This window comes from Pseudoalteromonas sp. 19-MNA-CIBAN-0066, assembly GCF_040308705.1.
Classification (GTDB): Bacteria; Pseudomonadota; Gammaproteobacteria; order Enterobacterales; family Alteromonadaceae; genus Pseudoalteromonas; species Pseudoalteromonas nigrifaciens.
This window is the reverse complement of the sequence record NZ_JBEONZ010000004.1, coordinates 21,897-40,894: the sequence shown is the minus strand read 5'-3', so window position 1 is coordinate 40,894 and position 18,998 is coordinate 21,897. Positions and strand designations below refer to the sequence as shown.

The following is an 18,998-nucleotide window of genomic DNA, read 5'->3' as shown; positions in this document are numbered from 1 at the left end:
ACAAAAAAAGGCCGCATAAGCGACCTTCTATATTGTTACTGAGTTATAGCAAGTTAAGCTTGTTTACTTGCTATCCACTGATTAACAAAGTTTTCTAGTACGTTAAGTGGTACTGGGCCATTTTTAAGCACTACGTCGTGGAACTGGCGAATATCAAACTTATCACCTAGTTGCTGCTTTGCATTTTCACGCAGTTCTAAAATCTTCAGCATACCCACTTTATAAGCAGTTGCTTGCGATGGCATTACAATGTGACGCTCAACCATTTTAACCCCGTCAGAGGTCGCATTAGGCGTGTTATTTACGTAGTAATCAATACCTTGTTGGCGGTTCCACTGCATAGCGTGAATACCTGTATCAACCACTAAACGTGCTGCGCGCCATAATTCCATCGAAAGACGACCAAAGTCAGAATATGGGTCTTCGTATAAGCCCATTTCTTTTGGTACTAGCTCAGAGTATAAGCCCCAACCTTCAATATAAGCAGTGTAGCCACCAAATTTACGAAACTTAGGCACGCCTTCTAGCTCTTGCGAAATAGCAATTTGCATATGATGTCCCGGAATGCCTTCATGATAGGCTAGTGCTTCCATTTGGTAAGTAGGCATAGCTTCCATGTCGTAAAGGTTAGCGTAGTAAACACCTGGGCGAGAGCCATCTGGTGCCGGTTGTTGATAAAACGCTTTGCCAGCTGCTTTTTCACGAAATGCTTCAACGCGTTTTACAATCATATCGGCTTTTGGTTTTACAATAAATAACTCATCAAGACGCGACTTCATATTATTAATTAGGTCGGTTGCTTGGCTAATATATTGCTCTTTAGCGGCATCAGTATTTGGTAAATAAAACTGCTTGTCGGTTTTCATAAACTGCATGAAAGCAGCTAAATCGCCTTTAAAACCTACTTTATCTTTTATGGCGCGCATTTCGTCATGAATACGAGCTACTTCAGCAAGGCCAATAGCGTGTATTTCTTTTGCTGTTAGGTCTGTTGTAGTAGTGCGCTTTAACGCATTGTTATAAAACGCTTCGCCGTCAGGAAATTTCCATGCGCCGTCGCGGTTATCTGCGCGCTTTTCAAGTTGGGCTATGTAATTAATCAGTTTAGAGTAAGCCGGTTTAACAGCCGACTTTAAAGCATCTACTGCATCAGCGGTTAGGCTGTCTTTTTCGCTTTGACTGATCTCTAGTTTATTAACTTTACGTTTAAAGTCGCTAAGTAAAGTAGAGTCGTCGTCTTGCTCAAATGGAGCGCCTTTAATAATATTTTTGCTTGAGTCGATAACATGCGGGAATACAAACTTAGGGGCAATAATACCTTTTTCAGCACGTACTTCTAAATCAGTAATTAACTGATCAAATACTGCTGGCACACCGTTTAAGCGAGATATATACGCTTTAGCGTCTTTTACATCACTAATTGAGTGTTGATTAATTAAAAATGCAGCGATCATAGAATGAGTGCCGTACATTTGGTTTACCGGGTAACTGTGGTAACGCCATTTGAAGTCAGCAATTGAGTTTTCAAGATCTTGTTTTTTTAAGTCGTAACTTACTTTAGTTGCATCATCAAGCTGAGCACGATTAATGCTATTAAGCGTTACTAAGTCAGCTTTGGTTTGTGCAAAATCTTTTAATTTTTTAGCTTCGCTACCATCGTCCCACTTGTCGTAATCTTGCTTAATACCCATGTAAGTTTGATACACAGGGCTGCTCATTACGTCGCGGTTAAAGGTATCTTCAAAAAAAGCATTCGCTTTGTCTATTTCATTTTGTACTGGTTGTGCTTGTACTGCTGGTGCTGTTGTTACTTGTTGTGTAGCTTGCTGGCAACCAGCAAGTAGTGCAACACTTACTGCAGCTGCAATAAAAGTAAATTTACGCATTATTTATCCTCTTGATGTTAGAAATTTATTATTATAATTTTGTAGAACCTAGCGTTAAACGAATAACTCTAGCAGATCATTTAAAAAGCGCTGACCTTTTAGTGTTACTTGCCAATGGCTATTAGTTTGTATTAATAAGCCCAATTTAATTGCCTGTTGTAGCGCGTGTTGTTGGCTTTGTAATGGTTGCTGTGTAAGCGCATTAAAGTTGTTAATAGGGCACGGCTCTACTAGACGAAAGCGGTTCATAAAAAACTCAAATGCTAAATCGTCTTGTTCAACCTGCCAGCTTTTAAACAAGTAAGGTTTGATCAGATCCATGTAACCACGCGGGTGCTTAACTTTTTCGGTGCGGGTTATTATGCCTGTATTTGCATCAGTTACCTTACCATGCGCGCCACAACCAATACCGATATAATCGCCAAAACGCCAATAATTTAAGTTGTGTTGGCATTGATAGCCAGGCTTTGCATAGCCTGATATTTCGTATTGCAGGTAACCTGCTTGCGCGAGTAACTCTTGGCCTTGCTCTTGAATGTCCCACAGCGTTTCGTCTTGTGGCAGGGTAGGCGGCTTAGAAGCAAATTGTGTATTGGGCTCAATAGTTAGCTGATACCAAGAAATATGCGGCGGGTTAAGGGCAATAATTTGCTTTAAATCACCCAGTGCATCATCGAGTGTTTGCCCAGGTAAGCCATGCATTAAATCAAGATTAAAGCTATTTAACCCCGCTTCTTTGGCTTGCTCTGCGGCGTAGTTTGCCTCGTCGCTGCCATGAATACGGCCAAGCGCTTTAAGCTTGTCGTTTTGCATGCTTTGCACACCAATAGAAATGCGGTTAATACCTGCTTTTACATAATCTTTAAAGCGGCCAGTTTCAACAGTGCCAGGGTTTGCTTCAAGAGTTATTTCGCAGTTATCTTCAAGCCCAATAAGGCTTTTAACTTCACTAAGTAGGCGTGTGTAAGCTGCGCCAGTTAATAAGCTAGGTGTGCCACCACCAATAAAAATACTATGAATTTTACGCCCTTGGACTAAATGCAGGTCGGCTTTTAAATCATCAATTAAATGCTGCACATATTCAGCTTCAGGAATTTCACCTTTTTGTCCGTGGCTATTAAAGTCGCAATATGGGCATTTTTGCACGCACCAAGGTACGTGCACATATAAGCTTAGTGGTGGTAGGTTCACAGGCCGCCTTTTAGCTTAAGTTGCTGTAGTAAATTTTGTAATGCTTGACCGCGATGGCTAATGGCATTTTTTTGCTCTTTTGTAAGCTCGGCACTGGTGCAATTAAGCGTTGGTACAAAAAATACCGGGTCGTAACCAAAGCCGCCTTCGCCATTTTGGGTTAGGGTTATTTCACCTTCCCAACTGGCACTACAAATAAGCGGAGTTGGGTCATTAGCATGGCGCATTAATACCAGTACACACCAAAAGCGTGCGGTTCTAATTGGGTTATTACCCAGCTCAAGTAGTAGCTTATCTATGTTATCTTGATCGGTTGCACCTGCACCGGCAAAGCGCGCCGAGTACACACCTGGCGCACCATTTAAACCATCTACTTCTAATCCCGAGTCATCAGCAATAGCAGGCATACCGGTAATTAGGGCAGCATGGCGGGCTTTAATAATGGCATTTTCTACAAAAGTGGTACCGGTTTCGGCCACCTCACCTACGTTAAAGTCGCTTTGCGGCACAACATTAATATTGAGTGGGCTGAGCATGTTTGCAAGTTCATTTACTTTGCCAGGGTTGCCTGTGGCAAGTACTAAAGTTTTTATCATAAGTTATTTAATCTACGTAAAATTTTTGCTGAAACTGTAATTTTTGAAATTGTGAGTCTTGCTGTATTTCAATCTCAAAACGTAAAACTTCTTCGTTAGTGTAGTTAACTTGAGCAAGGTAATAAATTGCATCGCCTTCAATTACTTCTTTAAAGTTAAGCGTTTGTTTATTGCCGAGTAGATTTTTAGCTGTGCCTTTTAGCACGGCCTTTTGCGCCGTGTTATTGGTATCATTAGCTAATATAGATATATTAACAATCCCTTTGTAGCCGCTACGCTCAAGGCCATAAGCTTGGGCTATTTTAGGTTGCACAAAGGTTGAAGGAAAAGCGATGTAATGTACTTGCCACTGACCTAACTCTTTGTACTGCGCGCCGGAAACTTGCTCACTGTGGGCATTAAAGGTAAAAGCTAAACAGGTAATAAAAAACAATTTAATTAACCGTTGCATAATTAACTCCTAAAACATAAAAAAGAGGTCTTGTGACCTCTTTAGCTAAAATAAGCGCTTAAACTAACAGATCCATAAGCAGCATTTGTAAAAACTGAATACCAATAATAAGCACTAAAACCGATAAATCTAAGCCACCTAGCGATGGTAGAATTTTACGAATAGGTTTTAACATAGGTTCAGTCAGCTGGTGGAATACCGCTTCTATTGGGTTGTAGCCTTGGCTAACCCAGCTTAGAATAGCGCGAATAATAAGTACCCAAAAAACTAAGTTTAAACCTTCTTTTAGTACGGTGATTAATGCTTGAATAAGTACAGGTTGTATAGCCCATGACTTATAAATAAGCCACATAAGCACACTTATTTTGGCTGCGGCAACAAAAAATGCCAGCAATAGCGAGGCTAAATCAAGGCCTCCAAACCCAGGAATAACTTTACGCAGTGGCTTTACTGCGAAAGAGGTGGCTTTAACCACAAATTGGCTCATTGGGTTGTAAAAGTCGGCTTTTGCCCACTGTAGCCAAAAACGCAGTAATACCACCATTAAAAATAGATCAAACAGGGTACTGATTAAAAATTGCATGGCATTCATAATTTAACCTTCTTAAAGTTCTTGTTCCATTTGCTGTGCACGCGTAATACACGCATCCATGGCATCGGCAACGGTTTGGGTTAAGCCTTTATCTTTTAAATGTTCAACGGCTGCATGCGTAGTACCACCTTTAGATGTTACGTTTGAGCGTAACTGCGAAATGGTTATATCGGGTTGGCTTAGTGCCATTTCGGCAGCGCCAAGTGCTGTTTGTTGTACTAAGCGACGTGCATCTGCATCGTTAAAGCCCAGTGCTTTGGCTTTCTCTTCTATGGCTTCCATAAATAAGAAAAAATAAGCAGGCGATGAGCCTGTAACTGCAATAATATCGTTAATTTGCGATTCTTGCTCAACCCACACTACAATGCCAGTGCATTCAAAAACTTGTTGTACAAATTCGTGCTCGCTTGGCGTTTCGCCAGCGCCATATAAACCGGATACACCACGGCCAAGTAGCGAAGGTGTATTAGGCATACAACGTATCATTTTCACGTCTTGGCCAAGCATTTCGCGCAAACGTTTTACGGTTAAACCAGCTGCTACTGAAATAAACAGTTTATCGCTAAAGTCGACACCCGACTCTTGAAACGATTTACATAAATCGCCCATCATTTGTGGTTTAACAGAAAGTACAATTACGTCAGCATCGCGCAGGGCTTCGTTATTGTCACTGGTGGTTTTCACCTTGAAATCGGCTGCCACTTTGGCCAGCTTTTCTTGGTTACGGTTTGTGGCAATAATATTGTTTGCATTAAACCCATTTTTTACCATGCCACCAATAATGGCGTAGCTCATATTACCTGTGCCTATAAATGCGATTGTTTTATCTGACATATATCTGTTATCACCTTTTAAGTTCGTGTGCCAAAAATGTCTGTGCCGATCCTCACCATGGTTGAGCCTGCACTAATTGCAGCTTCAACATCATTGCTCATCCCCATCGACAAAGTATCTACTTGAGGATATTGGGTCTGTAGTTTATCAAAGCAAGTTTGTAATTGCTTAAAATATTGAGTTTGCGTTGTAATATCATCGCTTTTAGCCGGAATAGCCATTAGTCCGCGTAAAGTTAATTGTTCACATTGGTTAATAAAACTGGCCAGTTCGGCTACTTCATTAAGCTGGCAACCCGACTTAGCCTCTTCATTACTAATATTTACTTGAATAAGCACATTAAGCGCGGCTTTATCGGCTGGTCGTTGGCTGTTTAAGCGTTTCGCTATTTTAATCCGATCAACACTTTGTACCCAAGCAAAATTGGCGGCCACTAATGCGCTTTTATTTGATTGAATAGGGCCAATGAAATGCCAAATGATATCGCTATATGCGTGTAGTTGCGCTATTTTATCTACAGCCTCTTGAACATAAGACTCACCAAATTGGCGTTGGCCATGCTTGTAGGCAGCAATAATATCGGCACTTGGTTTGGTTTTTGATACTGCAAGTAAGGTTATTTCGTTACTATTTCGTTGGGCGTTTTTTGCCGCTACTGCAATTCTAGCGTAGGCGGATGTGAGTCGTTCTGCTATTGTAACCATATATTTATCAGTTAGTTGTGGAGTCATAAATGGATATTACCGAATTATTGGCGTTTAGTGTGCAACACAAAGCATCCGATTTACATTTATCATCAGGGGTTTCACCTATGATACGCGTAGACGGCGATGTGCGGCGTATTAATATACCAGCACTAGGAGACAAAGATGTAAACAACCTAGTTTACGATATTATGAACGATAACCAGCGCAAGGACTACGAACAAAATCTCGAAGTGGATTTTTCATTTGAAGTGCCTAATTTAGCACGTTTTCGTGTTAATGCCTTTAATACTCATCGTGGCCCAGCCGCTGTATTTCGTACGATCCCCAGTGAAGTGCTCACACTAGATGATTTAGGTGCTCCCGATATTTTTAAAACCATTGCCGATAATCCTCGCGGCTTAGTATTAGTAACTGGCCCTACAGGGTCAGGTAAGTCGACAACATTAGCGGCTATGGTTGATTATATAAATCAAACAAAACATCACCATATTCTCACTATTGAAGATCCAATAGAGTTTGTCCACGATAACAAATTAAGTCTGATTAACCAGCGAGAAGTACATCGCGACACACATAGCTTTAAAAATGCGCTACGCAGTGCACTTCGTGAAGATCCAGATGTAATATTAGTTGGTGAATTACGTGATCTGGAAACCATTCGCCTGGCAATGACAGCAGCCGAAACTGGTCACTTAGTATTTGGCACTTTGCACACCACCTCTGCACCTAAAACCATTGACCGTATTATAGATGTATTCCCAGGTGAAGAAAAAGCTATGATCCGCTCTATGCTCTCGGAATCATTACGTGCGGTAATTTCGCAAACCCTGCTTAAAAAAATTGGCGGTGGGCGAGTAGCTGCTCACGAAATTATGCTTGCAGTACCTGCTATTCGTAACTTAATTCGTGAAGATAAAGTGGCGCAAATGTACTCGTCTATTCAAACTGGCGCTTCGCATGGAATGCAAACAATGGATCAATGTTTAACAAACTTAGTTAATCATGGCATTGTTACCAATATTGCAGCGCAAGCTAAAGCGCAAGACAAAACTCAGTTCGGTGGTTAAGGAATACTAATGGCTTTATCTTTAAATAACTTTTTACAAATAATGATAGATAAAAAAGGCTCTGATTTATTTGTTTCAAGCCAACTGCCTATCAGCGCTAAAATTAATGGTGAATTAACCCCGCTTGATGATGAGCCGCTCAGCGATGAGCAATCACTTGAGTTGGTTGAATCGGCAATGAGTGAAAAACAAAAAGCCGAGTTTCATACAACGAAAGAATGCAACTTTGCGATTGCCACTGACGAAGGTCGTTTTCGTGTTTCGGCATTTTGGCAGCGCGATAAAGCGGGCATGGTTATTCGTCGTATTGTTACTAAAATACCTGAAATTGGCGAACTTGGGCTGCCGTCTACACTTACCGATGTGATTATGTCGAAACGTGGTTTAGTGCTATTTGTGGGGGGAACCGGTACGGGTAAGTCAACCTCACTTGCTGCACTTATTGGCTATAGAAACCGTAATCAGCGCGGACATATATTAACCATTGAAGACCCGATTGAGTTTGTACACGAACACCGTAAAAGTATTATTACTCAACGCGAAGTAGGGCTAGATACCGAAAGTTTTGAGTCAGCGCTTAAAAGCTCGTTACGCCAAGCACCCGACGTAATATTAATAGGCGAAATACGCTCACAAGAAACCATGGAGTATGCATTAAGCTTTGCAGAAACAGGGCATTTATGTGTGGCTACCTTGCATGCAAACAACGCTAACCAAGCGATAGATCGGATCATGCATTTAGTGCCAAAAGAAAAGCACGATAAGCTTAAGTACGATCTAGCATTAAATTTACGCGCTATTATTGCCCAGCAGCTGATCCCCACATCTGACGGGCAAGGTCGAGTTGCTGCTATTGAAATATTGCTTAATTCACCTATGGTTGCAGAGCTAATTAAAAATGGTGATATAGGCGGTATAAAAGAAACCATGGCTAAATCGAAAGAAATGGGCATGCAGACCTTTGATCAGGCCTTATTTGAGTTGTATAAACAGCAACGAATCAATTATGCAGATGCATTGCACCATGCAGATTCGGCGAACGATTTGCGCTTAATGATAAAGCTGCGCAACAATGAGCAGCAAGGGGCGGGCTTTTTACAAGGGGTCACTATTGATGGCCTTGATGATAAAGGCAATATTAGTTAAGTTAAAGAGAAGGCTTTGGGTATCAGCTTAAAAGCTCTGATATTCAAAGCCTAACACCTAATATTTTTACTCACCGTAACTTGTTTCAAAAAAGCTCTCTAAAATAATCACCGCAGACATGTTATCTACTTTGCCTTTGCCTAAGTTTTTATAACCGCCTTGCTCAAACAAGCGCGCTTTAGCATCGGCGGTGGTTAAGCGCTCATCTTGTGTTTCTACCGGTATGGCATAGTGATTGTGTAATCGATTAGCAAACTTTTTAGCTTTAAAAGTTACCTCTTGGGCGGTGCCATTCATATTTAGCGGTAAACCTACCACCATTAAATCGGGCTGCCATTCGTTTACTTGTACTGCTATGTCATCCCAATTAGGAATGCCATCTTGTGCTTTTACAGCTTTAAGGCTCGATGCGCTGCCAGTGAGCTCTTGACCTATAGCAATACCAATACTTTTGGTGCCAAAGTCAAAGCCCATTACAGTACGCTGGCCTTGCGGCTTGAAGTTTTTTTTTGTCATAAGTTTATCTTGTTAAGCATGACCAGCTTCAGGGCTGAGTTGACTTATATCAAAGCCCAGCATAGAAACTGCTTTTTCCCAGCGTTTTTCAACGGGGGTGTCAAAAATAATTTTCGGATCAGCTTTAATTATCAGCCAGCTATTATCCAATAGCTCTTGTTCTAATTGACCTTGCTCCCAGCCAGAGTAGCCCAAAGTAATAATAAATTGTTCAGGTGCTTGTGCTGTGGTTAACGAAGCGAGTACATCTTTAGAGGTGGTGATCATGATATCACTGCTGAGCGTTTGGCTCGCAGAGTAACCATGCTTTGGAGAGTGCAGTACAAAACCACGGTCGGTTTTAACCGGCCCGCCAGCATATACGCTAACTTGCGCTGCTTGCTGAGTTTTGTCGTTATCAATTTCTATTTTATCGAGTAACTCACCTACGGTAATATTAATAGGTTGGTTGATTACCAAGCCCATAGCCCCGTCTTCATTGTGCTCACAAATATAGGTAACAGCACGTTTAAAAAAAGGGTCTTGCATCGACGGCATTGCGATTAAAAAATGATTTTCTAATGACTGCATAGATTTCACCCTTTTTAGTTAATGAATTTTTAGTATGGCACATACCCATGTTTTTAAAACAAAATAAGCACTTTCATACGATTTAAAAATAATGAATACCTTAAACCTTACAATATGAAAGCGCTTTTAATAACGCTAACTTATTTAGCGAGTCGTTTTTCAATTGCGTCAAATAAAATACCCGTAATTGAAATATCGTACGCCGCTTCAATTTCTTTAACACAGGTTGGTGCGGTTACGTTAATTTCGGTTAATTTGTCGCCAATAATATCTAAGCCGACAAAAATTAGGCCTTTTTCTTTAAGTGTTGGTGCCACAGCTTGTGCAATTTTTAAATCGGATTCACTTAAAGGACGTGCTTCGCCGCGTCCACCTACGGCTAAGTTACCGCGTGTTTCTCCGTTTTGTGGAATACGCGCCAAGCAATATGGAATTACTTCGCCATCAACAACCAATACGCGCTTATCGCCTTGAGTGATCTCTGGAACATAATTTTGTACCATGGCAAAGCGACTGCCGTGCTCGGTTAATGTTTCACAAATTACACCAATGTTAGCATCGTCTGCTTTAACTCTAAAAATCGACGCGCCACCCATGCCATCAAGCGGTTTTAAAATAATGTCTTTATGCTGCGCTAAAAACTCACGAATTTGCTTTTGGCTGCGCGTTACTAAAGTGTCGGGCGTGTGTTCGCTAAACCAAGCTGTAAACAGCTTTTCGTTTGCGTCGCGCAGGCTTTGTGGCTTGTTAACTATGAGTGTACCTGCTTGTTCGGCACGCTCTAAAATATACGTTGCGTATATGTATTCGGTATCAAAAGGGGGATCTTTACGCATTAAAATAACGTCTAAATCGCCAAGTGCAATAGTGGTTTTTTGCTCAAGCTGGTACCAATTGTTTGGATCGTCAAAAACCTGTGCTTTTGCAGCTGTAGCATATGCCTGACCTTGGCGTAGTGAAAGATCATCCATTTCCATATAGTAAATTTCATAGCCACGTGCTTGCGCTTGCATCATCATTGCAAAACCAGTGTCTTTTTTAATATTAAATCCGCTAATAGGATCTGAAATAATGCCTAACTTAATTGCCATGCGCTGTGCCTTAATATGAATATTAATATATATATGTGGGTACTTTTAGTTATTTCAATTAGCTAAGTCGCCAAACTGCAGCTGTAATGCACTTAAAACAGTTAATGCTGCTGTTTCGGTGCGTAATACGCGCGGGCCTAAGCGAATATCTACAAAGTTTTGTTGCTTTGTTTGCGCCATTTCCTCATCAGTAAAGCCGCCTTCAGGGCCAACTAAAAAGCGTACGCCATCTTTTGGGACGGTAATTGTTTTGATACTGTGCTCGGCACGTGGATGCAAAGTGAGCTTAATTGCTGCACTTTGCTGTGCAAGCCATTGCTTTAGATCTACCGGCGGATGAACAACAGGTACAAAATTACGCCCAGATTGCTCTGCGGCGGCTATGGCTATTTTTTGCCATTGTTGGTGTTTTTTATCAAGTCGATCGCCCATCAATTTAACGCCGCAACGCTGACTAAAAATAGGGGTGATTTCGGTAATACCCAGTTCCACCGATTTTTGAATGGTAAAATCCATTTTATCGCCACGCGATACGCATTGGCCTAAGTGAATTTTTAAGGGCGACTCTACATCATGAGTATTTAGCTGTTGTGGCATAACCACGACATTTTTTTTAGTCACCTCAATAATTTCACTAAGGTATTCACCGCCTTCACCATTAAAAATAGACACGTGCTCGCCTACTTTCATTCGCAATACTCGGCCAATATGCCCTGCAGCGTCGTCATCTAATGTAACGGGAGTGTTTAAGGCAATACTCGATGCCTGATAAATATGAGGAACTCGCATGTGGTGTCACTTATTGGTTAGTGCATAAAAGTTATATGCCGCTATGGTAAGTAAGCTGTGAGCTAGGTGCAATTATTTATTTTTATTAAATTGCTCATCAGTCTCTATTAGGTTTAGTGACGCTTGTGCTATATCGGTATGGCACGATAAGTGATTTGAATGCCCTGGGTCTGTTACTGGGCTAAACGAAAAGCCATTTTCGTCTTGGCTAACTAAAAAGCGACTTTTGTGTAGTGAGTTATAAATAAAGCGCTGTTTATCATCGCCAAGTAAGTAATCAACACGGTTAAATAATACGCCTTTAATTTTATGATGATCATGCAAGTAGGTAGCGAGCTCTGATACACTAATTTCATTTTCAAAGTCGCAATAGCAGTAATCTTTTATAAGTTCATCAAACATCATTTTTACTAACTGCCGGGTGTGGCTACCAGCTGCTATTAACCCGCTGGGTGATTGGCTCTGAGCATGATTAAAAGAGTACTCAGCAAATGCTCTGCTAAACTCATTATCTATATCAACTAACAGATAATTGGTTACATCAAATAGCATAAGGCCCCATTACACTTAAGCAAAGTGTTCACAAGCTGATTAAATATTATATTTAATCAGCTTGGTGTTAAATTGAAAACATACTAATAAGCAAATAACCTACAGCACAAAAAACCGCAAATTCGATACAAGCAATACCAATATTATCTTGATGATCAATTTCCAGCGAAGTATCGATATTTGGTAACGAAATCTTTTTTATTACATAAGTTAAACTGTAAAGTAGCACCCACATTACACCGCAATGCATCACGAGTGTAAATAAATTTTCGACCATCTTACCATTTTGAAACGCTGCGCTGGACAAACCAGCATACGCGGCCAGCGATAAACCAATTGATTTACCCGCGTAACGAATACCAATAGAGGTATTTTCAAGGCCAAAGTTACTTTGTAGCGATGCGCCTTGGTTAGCTTTGGCAAAGTGGTATTCACGTATTTTACTATCAAAAGCAAACATACCTTGTAGTACAAAAAAACTTACAAAGGCAATGAGTAAACTGCTAAAACCTTGAGTGTGAGTCCAAGTGTAAAGCCCTAAAGTAATAATACAGTTTGCAATTAACATACCTGAGTCGACCAGTGCGGCGCAGACATTTTGTTTTAAAATAGCGGCTTCTTCATTAAAGCGATGCAAAATCCATTTGCGATGAATTAAGTGACCTACTTTAATAAATAAAAATAATAAAACGATTAAAAAGATCACTTTTAATGGGTTCGATTGCGCTGTGCTTATGCTTATTTCATCAAATAAAAATGCTACTGAGGCAATCACCACCGATATTTCTGAGGCAAAACTAATCCCCATTGCAAAGTTATCATGCTGCGCTAACTCATCTTTAAGCGCTTGTTTTGCTTTTAGTTGAGTGGTTATTCTTAAGCTCATTATGATCACGCAAATAACAATAAAACTAATAGCAATCGCAAGTAAACTAGTGTTAGATAATGACAAATATGACATGGTTTTCCTAAGTAGTATTTACCTTAATAGGTTTTTAATCATTCTAGTACGGTTATTGATGATATAAAAGAGAGTATTGATGAGTAACGTAAAGCAACTTCCCATTCAATTACAAAAACTTGGCGAAACACGCTTCGAACAGCTTTATCCACAACAAAAGCAAGAATTAGCGCTGGTACGGTTATTAGCCTTGAGTGACTTTGCATGGCGCTGTTTAACATCGCAACCTGAGCTAAAAAACTGGTTATTATGTAACACCGAAATTAAAAATAGGGTGATTGCAGCTCCTTTTATTGACTTAGACCTAAATAATATTGATGAGCGCGATTGCCATAAATTACTGCGGCAATACCGAGAAAAGTACTGGCTTAAAGTGGCTTTTTTAGATTTATGTTGCGACAACCCAATTGCCGATAGTATCAAGTATGTAAGCCAATTAGCAGATAACCTAATAGAAAGTGCAAATCAGTGGGCTTATACACAGGTGGCAAAAACCAATGGTGAGCCTTTAAATGAACAAGGTCAGCCATTGCCTTTAATGGTGTTAGGAATGGGTAAGCTTGGCGGACAAGAGCTAAATTACTCATCAGATATAGATCTTATTTTTGCCTATCCTCGCAATATTAAAACCCAAGGCGGGCGTCGCTCGCTCGAAGCCCAAGTGTTTTATACCAAAGTGGCGCAAAAGTTAATAACCGCACTTAATCAAGTGACCGTTGACGGCCAAGTATTTAGAGTAGATATGCGACTGCGACCTTTTGGTGAAAGTGGCCCGTTAGTTATGAGCTTTAATGCAATTGAAGATTATTACCAAGAGCAAGGCCGTGATTGGGAACGTTATGCCATGTTAAAAGGGCGCTTAATTGGCACGCCTAACATTTATTTTAGCGAGTTTAACCAGCTATTAAAGCCGTTTGTATATAGACGCTATATTGACTTTTCGGTGATTGAGTCGCTGCGAAAAATGAAGTTGATGATTGCTCAAGAAGTACGTCGTAAGCGCCTAACCAACAATATAAAACTAGGCGCAGGCGGAATACGAGAAGTTGAATTTATTGTACAAGCACTACAAATGGTACGTGGTGGGCGAGAGGCTAATTTGCAAACTCAATCATTATTACACGCCCTTAAAGAGCTTAGCTTAAGCCAAGTAATTGATGAGCTTGAAGCAAAAGATCTGCAAAAAAACTACTTATACCTGCGTAAAGTAGAGCAGTACCTACAAATATTTGATGACCAACAAACGCAAACCCTCCCGGATGAGGAGCTAAATCAGCAACGTTTAAACTATTTACTCAATCAGCCCGACTTTAGCGCTACGTTAAGCTATTTAGAGCATGTAATGGGGCAAATTCATAATGAGTTTAATCATGTAATAGGGGAGGAAACCGAGCCGCTAGATACTTGCGAAGGCGCATTTATTAGTACTTGGGATCATGGTGATGTGAGTTTTTTAAATGATCCCAGGGAAGATTGGCAAACACCACTACACGACTTTAAACAACGTATATCTAAAGCAAAAGTGGGTAATCGAGGGCGTAATATTCTTGATAAATTAATGCCGGTTTTACTCAAACAAATGAACGACTTTAATGCCACTGCCGAAACATTTAATGTTATTTGCCAAATACTCAATAAAATAATTTCGCGTACCGCCTATTTAGAGCTGTTATACGAAAACCCAGGTGCCTTAAAGCAGTTAGTATTATTGTGTTGTTATAGTAAATGGATAGGTGAGCATATTTCGCTTTACCCTATTTTGCTTGATGAGCTAATAGACCCCGCAGTACTTTATAAGCCAACACCTTTAAGCGCCTATAAAGACGAAATTAGGCAATATTTTTTACGTATTGAGCCCGACGACTTAGAAATGCAAATGGAGGCGTTACGACAGTTTAAACAAACGCATCAGTTACGAATTGCCGCTGCCGATGCCACCGATGTTATGGATGTAATGAAGGTGAGCGATCATTTAACGGCACTGGCGGAGGCTATTGTCGATCAGGCCGTTAATATTGCATGGCACAATTGTGTAAAACGCTTTGGTATGCCACCTAGTACTAACGACGAAAGCAAAGGTTTTGCGGTTATTGCCTATGGTAAAACCGGTGGCTTTGAAGTGGGTTATGACTCTGATTTAGATTTAGTCTTTGTACATAACCACGATGGCAGCAGCCAAACTAATGGTGTAAAGCCAATAGATTCAAGGCAATTTTATTTAAAATTGGCGCAACGTTTAATGCATTTATTTAATACCCGAACCGCTTCGGGGATTTTATATGAGCTTGATACACGACTACGCCCTGAAGGCGCATCGGGGTTGCTGGCAATTAACCTAGAGAGCTTTAATCATTACCAACAAACACAGGCATGGACGTGGGAGCATCAAGCGCTAGTGCGAGCTAGGCTGATTTTAGGGCAAGCTGAATTTGTTGAGCGTTTTGCGCAAATTCGTAAAAATATACTGTGTCAGCCGCGCGATAAAAAAGTGCTCAAAGACGATGTAATAAAAATGCGTGAAAAAATGCGTGAACATTTAGCAACAGGAAATGAGCAGCAATTTGATTTAAAGCAAGATGTTGGCGCAATGACAGATATTGAATTTATTACTCAGTACTTAGTGCTAAATTATGCGCAACAATTTGAAGAGCTATGTGTGTATTCCGATAACGTCAGAATTTTAACTGATGCTGCAAAGCTTGGCTGCATTACCAAGGCGCAAAAGCAGCAATTAATTCAGGCGTATATTAATTACCGTTCGCGCTATCATGTGTTGAGTTTAGATCAGCAAGGGCGCCGCGCAGAGCGTGCACAATTTAGTGATGACATTAAAAATGTAACTGCAATCTGGCAAACTGTGTTTGAATTAAGTTAACTTGAACTTTGGTTAAGCGCGCGTCACTTTGATACTCAGATGAGTATCAAAGTGCTAATTATTAAGTTCAAGTTTTAAGTTGTAAGCAGTTAGTGCGAACAAATTCAGAAGGTAGTTCAGTAATTACGGCCGCGCGCTGTTTATGACATAAGTAAGTGTATACTTCGTTTTCAAAGTCGTCGTTAATTGCACGCCCTACTTGATACAAGGTAGAAGTGAAATTGCTATCGACTCTAAAATGATCTTTAACGACGTAATCTTTACTTAAATACCAATATAACTCTATGCCTTCATTACTGGCATATTGCGATAACGCCTTTTTTAGTGTTGACCCGTTTTCAAAGCGTCGAGGCTCAATTTTACCTGTCCAGGTTTTTGGAATCGGTTCAATAATACGCATGCGCTCAGCTAAAACACGCTCAAGAGTTTGTTCTGGCTTTTTAAGCTGCAATACAAACTTACCTTGCTCGTCGCTCACTTTATTACGAATTGAAGAGTAAAACCGACTTAATCCTTGCGCCGCTGCATTGTTTGATTCTTTAAAATCAAATACTGGACCATCACCTAATAAAAAGTAGACTGCGAGAATTATTAGCCCCGCAGCCAGTGATAAATGTTTAATCCAGAACCACATAGTTGGTACTCATTTTTATTTTTATTTTTATTATCTATTGTTATACCATTACTTTTAATAAAAAGAAGTGCTATTTTCATCGGGGCGTGTTTTAAAACGGCGGTGTAGCCACATATATTGCTCAGGAGCGGCATTAATTGCTTGCTCTATGCGTTGGTTAACACGAGTGACATCGGCTCTGTTGTCGCCACTGGGGAAGTTTTCAAGTTCAGGTAATACCTCTAAGTGGTATTTACCGTGTTCGTCGCGACGGCTAACTAAACTAACTGTTTCACAGTGTTTACTGGCTGCAAACATTAGCGTTCCTGTGGTTGTTGCTGTGTCTGGTACGGCAAAAAATGGCACAAATTCACAATGCTTACGACCATAATCTTGATCAGGTAAGTAGTAACATATTTTTTTGTTTTTAAGCGCTTTTAATAAACCTTTTACGTCTTTTCGGCCAATTAAATATTCGTTAGAGCGCAAGCGACCATTGGTAGTAAAGTATTCCATAAGCGGATTGTTGTGCGGGCGATAAAAACCTAAGCCTTGGTATTTTAATCCCATTACACGGCTCGCCATTTCAAGATGCAAAATATGCGGAACTAGCATTAACACGCCTTTGCCCGACGCTTGAATGCGCTCAAAGTGCTCAAGCCCTTTAATTGAGCCGTAAGCTTTTTGTACTCGCCACTTTGGCCACCACCATGCCATACCAGTTTCGACCATAGCCATTCCGGTATTTTCCATGTTTTTTAATACTAATGCTTGCTGGTCTGCTTCGCTCATATCTGGGAAGCAGTGTTTTATATTTACCTCAGCAATATGGCGGCGTCGTTTCATATATTTATGCACTAATCGGCCAAGCTGCTTGCCCATTGCTAGTTGTAGCTTTTGTGGTAGCCACGAAATTAAATATAAAAAGAAAACACCCACCCAAGTTAACCAGTAACGAGGACCCAAAAAAGATATTTTAAAAGGAGATGAGGTAACCACAAAAAATTCTCTAATAATAAAAACGCTAGTTTAACGCTAAGCGCTATAAAACACAAAAAGCCAGCAAAATGCTGGCTTTTTAGTTACTAGACTAAGCTGTGTTAAATTGCGTTTAAACCTTTATTAATCGCCATTAAGTCAGCATTTGTCAGTGTTCCTGTTGCTTGCTTTAAACGCAGCGTAGATACCACGTAGCGATAGCGAACATTGGCAAGGTTACGTTTTGCATTGTACAAGTTTTGTGTGCTAACAAGTACATCAACAATAGTACGAGTACCTACTTCAAAACCTGCTTCAGTTGCTTTAAGTGCACTCTCGGCAGATATAACCGCTTGCTCTAGCGCTCTAAAGGTCGCTATATCTGAAACCACTTGATTATAAGAAGTAATAACTGTGCGTGTAACTGCGCGATAGTTAGTTTCGTAATCTTGGCTTGCAGCGACGTAAAATGCACGTGCTTGATTAGTTGCAGCAACCGTGGCACCACCTGAGTAAAGAGGCACACTAAAGTTGATACCTATAGTGGTCGAATCGACACGAGGTTGGTTATCAAAACTTACACCGTTTATGTCGCGATTGGTTAAAGAATCACCGTAACGCGCATCAAGTGTTAATTTTGGGTAGTGGCCTGCTTTCGCTAGCTCAATTTGATCTTTAGCTATATCAACTGTGACTTTTGCTACTTGTAAATTTAAGTTCTTTTCTTCAGCCACTTTAACTAAGTCGCTAGAGGGTTTATTTGGCTTTACAGTTGAAAATGTTTCGGTATTTAAAACGTCAAGTTTTGCGTGGTACTTACCTGTTATTTCGCGCAGTAGTTCACGTGCTGTTTCTACGGCATTACCGGCAACAATTTCTTGTGCTACTGAGTTATCAAACTGAGCTTGGGCTTCGTGTACGTCGGTAATAGCAGTTAGGCCTACCGCGTAGCGTTGCTTTGTTTGCTCTAATTGGCGTTCAATAGCGCGCTTTTCAGCTTTAACAAATTCAAGGCTATCGATAGCACTTAATACATTAAAGTAACCATCGGCAACACGTACTATTAAATCTTGCTTGGCAAAATCGTACTGTGCACTGGCTTGTAGAGCTTGTTTATCAGCAATACCTAGGTTATTCCATGCGCCTAAATCAAACAGTGTTTGGCTTAAGCTAACACCACGAGTGAATTGGTCAGTATCGCTTTCTACTTTAACTTGATTTGATAAATCGGCAACACTTCGAAAAGAGGTAGAGTCACTTTTTTCGTAGCCTAAGCTTAAACCTATTTGAGGTAATAATGCGCTCATCGCACGATCACTTTGATAAGATTGTGCATCCGCTTGGGCTTTTGCCTTTAACACGGTAGGATCGTTTGCTGTCGCAATTTCAAAAACTTGCAGTAAATCTTCAGCGTGAGCAGCTGTAGCGCCAATTGCGCATGATAAACTAACCAGCGCCGCAAGGATGTTCTTTTTCATGTGTGGTTCGGTCCTTAGACAAATTTTATACTATTGGGCATGTTAACCTGTTTTGGCTCATAACTAAAAAAAAAATGAGTAAAACAATGTTTGTAAGTGTAACAG

At 40.4% G+C, this 18,998-nt stretch carries 19 protein-coding genes; 3 read left to right on the top strand and 16 right to left on the bottom strand.

The window, feature by feature from the left end:
- Nucleotides 1–53: 53 nt before the first annotated feature.
- The 7 genes from AAEZ18_RS03920 to AAEZ18_RS03890 are packed head-to-tail and all read right to left on the bottom strand — an operon-like array spanning nucleotide 54 to nucleotide 6,281.
- Nucleotides 54–1,886: a DUF885 domain-containing protein gene (locus AAEZ18_RS03920; RefSeq protein WP_179806949.1), complete on the bottom strand. Its 1,833-nt coding sequence runs from the start codon at nucleotides 1,884–1,886 to the stop codon at nucleotides 54–56.
- Nucleotides 1,887–1,940: 54 nt separating this feature from the next.
- Nucleotides 1,941–3,077 (bottom strand): radical SAM family heme chaperone HemW, encoded by a 1,137-nt coding sequence (hemW, locus tag AAEZ18_RS03915; RefSeq protein WP_350594164.1) that lies wholly within the window; start codon nucleotides 3,075–3,077, stop codon nucleotides 1,941–1,943.
- Nucleotides 3,074–3,673 (bottom strand): RdgB/HAM1 family non-canonical purine NTP pyrophosphatase, encoded by a 600-nt coding sequence (gene rdgB, locus AAEZ18_RS03910; RefSeq protein WP_041454577.1) that lies wholly within the window; start codon nucleotides 3,671–3,673, stop codon nucleotides 3,074–3,076. The genes hemW and rdgB overlap by 4 nt, the downstream gene beginning before the upstream one ends.
- 7 nt (nucleotides 3,674–3,680) lie before the next feature.
- The gene (locus AAEZ18_RS03905) at nucleotides 3,681–4,124 is read right to left on the bottom strand and encodes a DUF4426 domain-containing protein (protein WP_011329255.1); all 444 of its coding nucleotides are present in this window, start codon (nucleotides 4,122–4,124) and stop codon (nucleotides 3,681–3,683) included.
- 58 nt (nucleotides 4,125–4,182) lie between these two features.
- Nucleotides 4,183–4,716 (bottom strand): YggT family protein, encoded by a 534-nt coding sequence (locus AAEZ18_RS03900; protein ID WP_089368759.1) that lies wholly within the window; start codon nucleotides 4,714–4,716, stop codon nucleotides 4,183–4,185.
- Between the two features lie 12 nt (nucleotides 4,717–4,728).
- A complete protein-coding gene (gene proC / locus AAEZ18_RS03895) occupies nucleotides 4,729–5,550 on the bottom strand; it encodes a pyrroline-5-carboxylate reductase (RefSeq protein WP_011329253.1) in 822 nt (273 codons plus the stop codon).
- A 17-nt stretch (nucleotides 5,551–5,567) separates the two neighbouring features.
- A complete protein-coding gene (locus tag AAEZ18_RS03890; RefSeq protein WP_011329252.1) occupies nucleotides 5,568–6,281 on the bottom strand; it encodes a YggS family pyridoxal phosphate-dependent enzyme in 714 nt (237 codons plus the stop codon).
- Nucleotides 6,282–6,283: 2 nt separating this feature from the next.
- Between AAEZ18_RS03890 and AAEZ18_RS03885 the strand changes: the two genes are divergently transcribed.
- Nucleotides 6,284–7,324 (top strand): type IV pilus twitching motility protein PilT, encoded by a 1,041-nt coding sequence (locus AAEZ18_RS03885; RefSeq protein WP_041454575.1) that lies wholly within the window; start codon nucleotides 6,284–6,286, stop codon nucleotides 7,322–7,324.
- 9 nt (nucleotides 7,325–7,333) lie between these two features.
- On the top strand, nucleotides 7,334–8,470 hold the full coding sequence (locus AAEZ18_RS03880; protein ID WP_011329250.1) for a PilT/PilU family type 4a pilus ATPase: 1,137 nt from the start codon (nucleotides 7,334–7,336) through the stop codon (nucleotides 8,468–8,470).
- A gap of 66 nt (nucleotides 8,471–8,536) precedes the next feature.
- On the opposite strand, the gene ruvX is transcribed toward AAEZ18_RS03880, so the two are convergent.
- The 6 genes from ruvX to AAEZ18_RS03850 form a co-directional block, all read right to left on the bottom strand.
- A complete protein-coding gene (ruvX, locus tag AAEZ18_RS03875; protein ID WP_350594168.1) occupies nucleotides 8,537–8,986 on the bottom strand; it encodes a Holliday junction resolvase RuvX in 450 nt (149 codons plus the stop codon).
- A gap of 12 nt (nucleotides 8,987–8,998) precedes the next feature.
- A complete protein-coding gene (locus tag AAEZ18_RS03870; RefSeq protein ID WP_058374183.1) occupies nucleotides 8,999–9,556 on the bottom strand; it encodes a YqgE/AlgH family protein in 558 nt (185 codons plus the stop codon).
- A gap of 140 nt (nucleotides 9,557–9,696) precedes the next feature.
- Nucleotides 9,697–10,647, bottom strand: coding sequence for a glutathione synthase (gene gshB / locus AAEZ18_RS03865; protein ID WP_089368758.1), 951 nt, complete (start codon nucleotides 10,645–10,647; stop codon nucleotides 9,697–9,699).
- A 54-nt stretch (nucleotides 10,648–10,701) separates the two neighbouring features.
- A complete protein-coding gene (gene rsmE, locus AAEZ18_RS03860) occupies nucleotides 10,702–11,436 on the bottom strand; it encodes a 16S rRNA (uracil(1498)-N(3))-methyltransferase (RefSeq protein ID WP_011329246.1) in 735 nt (244 codons plus the stop codon).
- 72 nt (nucleotides 11,437–11,508) lie between these two features.
- On the bottom strand, nucleotides 11,509–11,988 hold the full coding sequence (locus AAEZ18_RS03855) for a hypothetical protein (RefSeq protein ID WP_089368757.1): 480 nt from the start codon (nucleotides 11,986–11,988) through the stop codon (nucleotides 11,509–11,511).
- Between the two features lie 67 nt (nucleotides 11,989–12,055).
- Nucleotides 12,056–12,949, bottom strand: a complete 894-nt coding sequence (locus tag AAEZ18_RS03850) for a DUF350 domain-containing protein (protein ID WP_011329244.1) — start codon at nucleotides 12,947–12,949, stop codon at nucleotides 12,056–12,058.
- Between the two features lie 79 nt (nucleotides 12,950–13,028).
- Between AAEZ18_RS03850 and glnE the strand changes: the two genes are divergently transcribed.
- The gene (gene glnE / locus AAEZ18_RS03845) at nucleotides 13,029–15,824 is read left to right on the top strand and encodes a bifunctional [glutamate--ammonia ligase]-adenylyl-L-tyrosine phosphorylase/[glutamate--ammonia-ligase] adenylyltransferase (protein WP_011329243.1); all 2,796 of its coding nucleotides are present in this window, start codon (nucleotides 13,029–13,031) and stop codon (nucleotides 15,822–15,824) included.
- A gap of 67 nt (nucleotides 15,825–15,891) precedes the next feature.
- On the opposite strand, the gene AAEZ18_RS03840 is transcribed toward glnE, so the two are convergent.
- The 3 genes from AAEZ18_RS03840 to tolC form a co-directional block, all read right to left on the bottom strand.
- Nucleotides 15,892–16,458 (bottom strand): toxin co-regulated pilus biosynthesis Q family protein, encoded by a 567-nt coding sequence (locus AAEZ18_RS03840; protein ID WP_179806956.1) that lies wholly within the window; start codon nucleotides 16,456–16,458, stop codon nucleotides 15,892–15,894.
- Between the two features lie 54 nt (nucleotides 16,459–16,512).
- Nucleotides 16,513–17,436 (bottom strand): LpxL/LpxP family Kdo(2)-lipid IV(A) lauroyl/palmitoleoyl acyltransferase, encoded by a 924-nt coding sequence (gene lpxL, locus AAEZ18_RS03835; RefSeq protein ID WP_193038449.1) that lies wholly within the window; start codon nucleotides 17,434–17,436, stop codon nucleotides 16,513–16,515.
- Nucleotides 17,437–17,537: 101 nt separating this feature from the next.
- A complete protein-coding gene (gene tolC / locus AAEZ18_RS03830; RefSeq protein WP_350594170.1) occupies nucleotides 17,538–18,893 on the bottom strand; it encodes an outer membrane channel protein TolC in 1,356 nt (451 codons plus the stop codon).
- Nucleotides 18,894–18,998: the final 105 nt, after the last annotated feature.

Excerpts from the sequence above, each read along its gene's own strand:
- AAEZ18_RS03840 (WP_179806956.1), bottom strand. The coding sequence starts at position 16,458 with ATGTGGTTCTGGATTAAACATTTATCACTGGCTGCGGGGCTAATAATT.
- gshB (WP_089368758.1), bottom strand. The coding sequence starts at position 10,647 with ATGGCAATTAAGTTAGGCATTATTTCAGATCCTATTAGCGGATTTAAT.
- AAEZ18_RS03890 (WP_011329252.1), bottom strand. The coding sequence starts at position 6,281 with ATGACTCCACAACTAACTGATAAATATATGGTTACAATAGCAGAACGA.
- AAEZ18_RS03870 (WP_058374183.1), bottom strand. The coding sequence starts at position 9,556 with ATGCAGTCATTAGAAAATCATTTTTTAATCGCAATGCCGTCGATGCAA.
- tolC (WP_350594170.1), bottom strand. The coding sequence starts at position 18,893 with ATGAAAAAGAACATCCTTGCGGCGCTGGTTAGTTTATCATGCGCAATT.
- AAEZ18_RS03850 (WP_011329244.1), bottom strand. The coding sequence starts at position 12,949 with ATGTCATATTTGTCATTATCTAACACTAGTTTACTTGCGATTGCTATT.
- AAEZ18_RS03920 (WP_179806949.1), bottom strand. The coding sequence starts at position 1,886 with ATGCGTAAATTTACTTTTATTGCAGCTGCAGTAAGTGTTGCACTACTT.
- AAEZ18_RS03885 (WP_041454575.1), top strand. The coding sequence starts at position 6,284 with ATGGATATTACCGAATTATTGGCGTTTAGTGTGCAACACAAAGCATCC.
- glnE (WP_011329243.1), top strand. The coding sequence starts at position 13,029 with ATGAGTAACGTAAAGCAACTTCCCATTCAATTACAAAAACTTGGCGAA.
- AAEZ18_RS03855 (WP_089368757.1), bottom strand. The coding sequence starts at position 11,988 with ATGCTATTTGATGTAACCAATTATCTGTTAGTTGATATAGATAATGAG.
- AAEZ18_RS03880 (WP_011329250.1), top strand. The coding sequence starts at position 7,334 with ATGGCTTTATCTTTAAATAACTTTTTACAAATAATGATAGATAAAAAA.
- proC (WP_011329253.1), bottom strand. The coding sequence starts at position 5,550 with ATGTCAGATAAAACAATCGCATTTATAGGCACAGGTAATATGAGCTAC.
- rdgB (WP_041454577.1), bottom strand. The coding sequence starts at position 3,673 with ATGATAAAAACTTTAGTACTTGCCACAGGCAACCCTGGCAAAGTAAAT.
- AAEZ18_RS03900 (WP_089368759.1), bottom strand. The coding sequence starts at position 4,716 with ATGAATGCCATGCAATTTTTAATCAGTACCCTGTTTGATCTATTTTTA.
- AAEZ18_RS03905 (WP_011329255.1), bottom strand. The coding sequence starts at position 4,124 with ATGCAACGGTTAATTAAATTGTTTTTTATTACCTGTTTAGCTTTTACC.
- rsmE (WP_011329246.1), bottom strand. The coding sequence starts at position 11,436 with ATGCGAGTTCCTCATATTTATCAGGCATCGAGTATTGCCTTAAACACT.
- ruvX (WP_350594168.1), bottom strand. The coding sequence starts at position 8,986 with ATGACAAAAAAAAACTTCAAGCCGCAAGGCCAGCGTACTGTAATGGGC.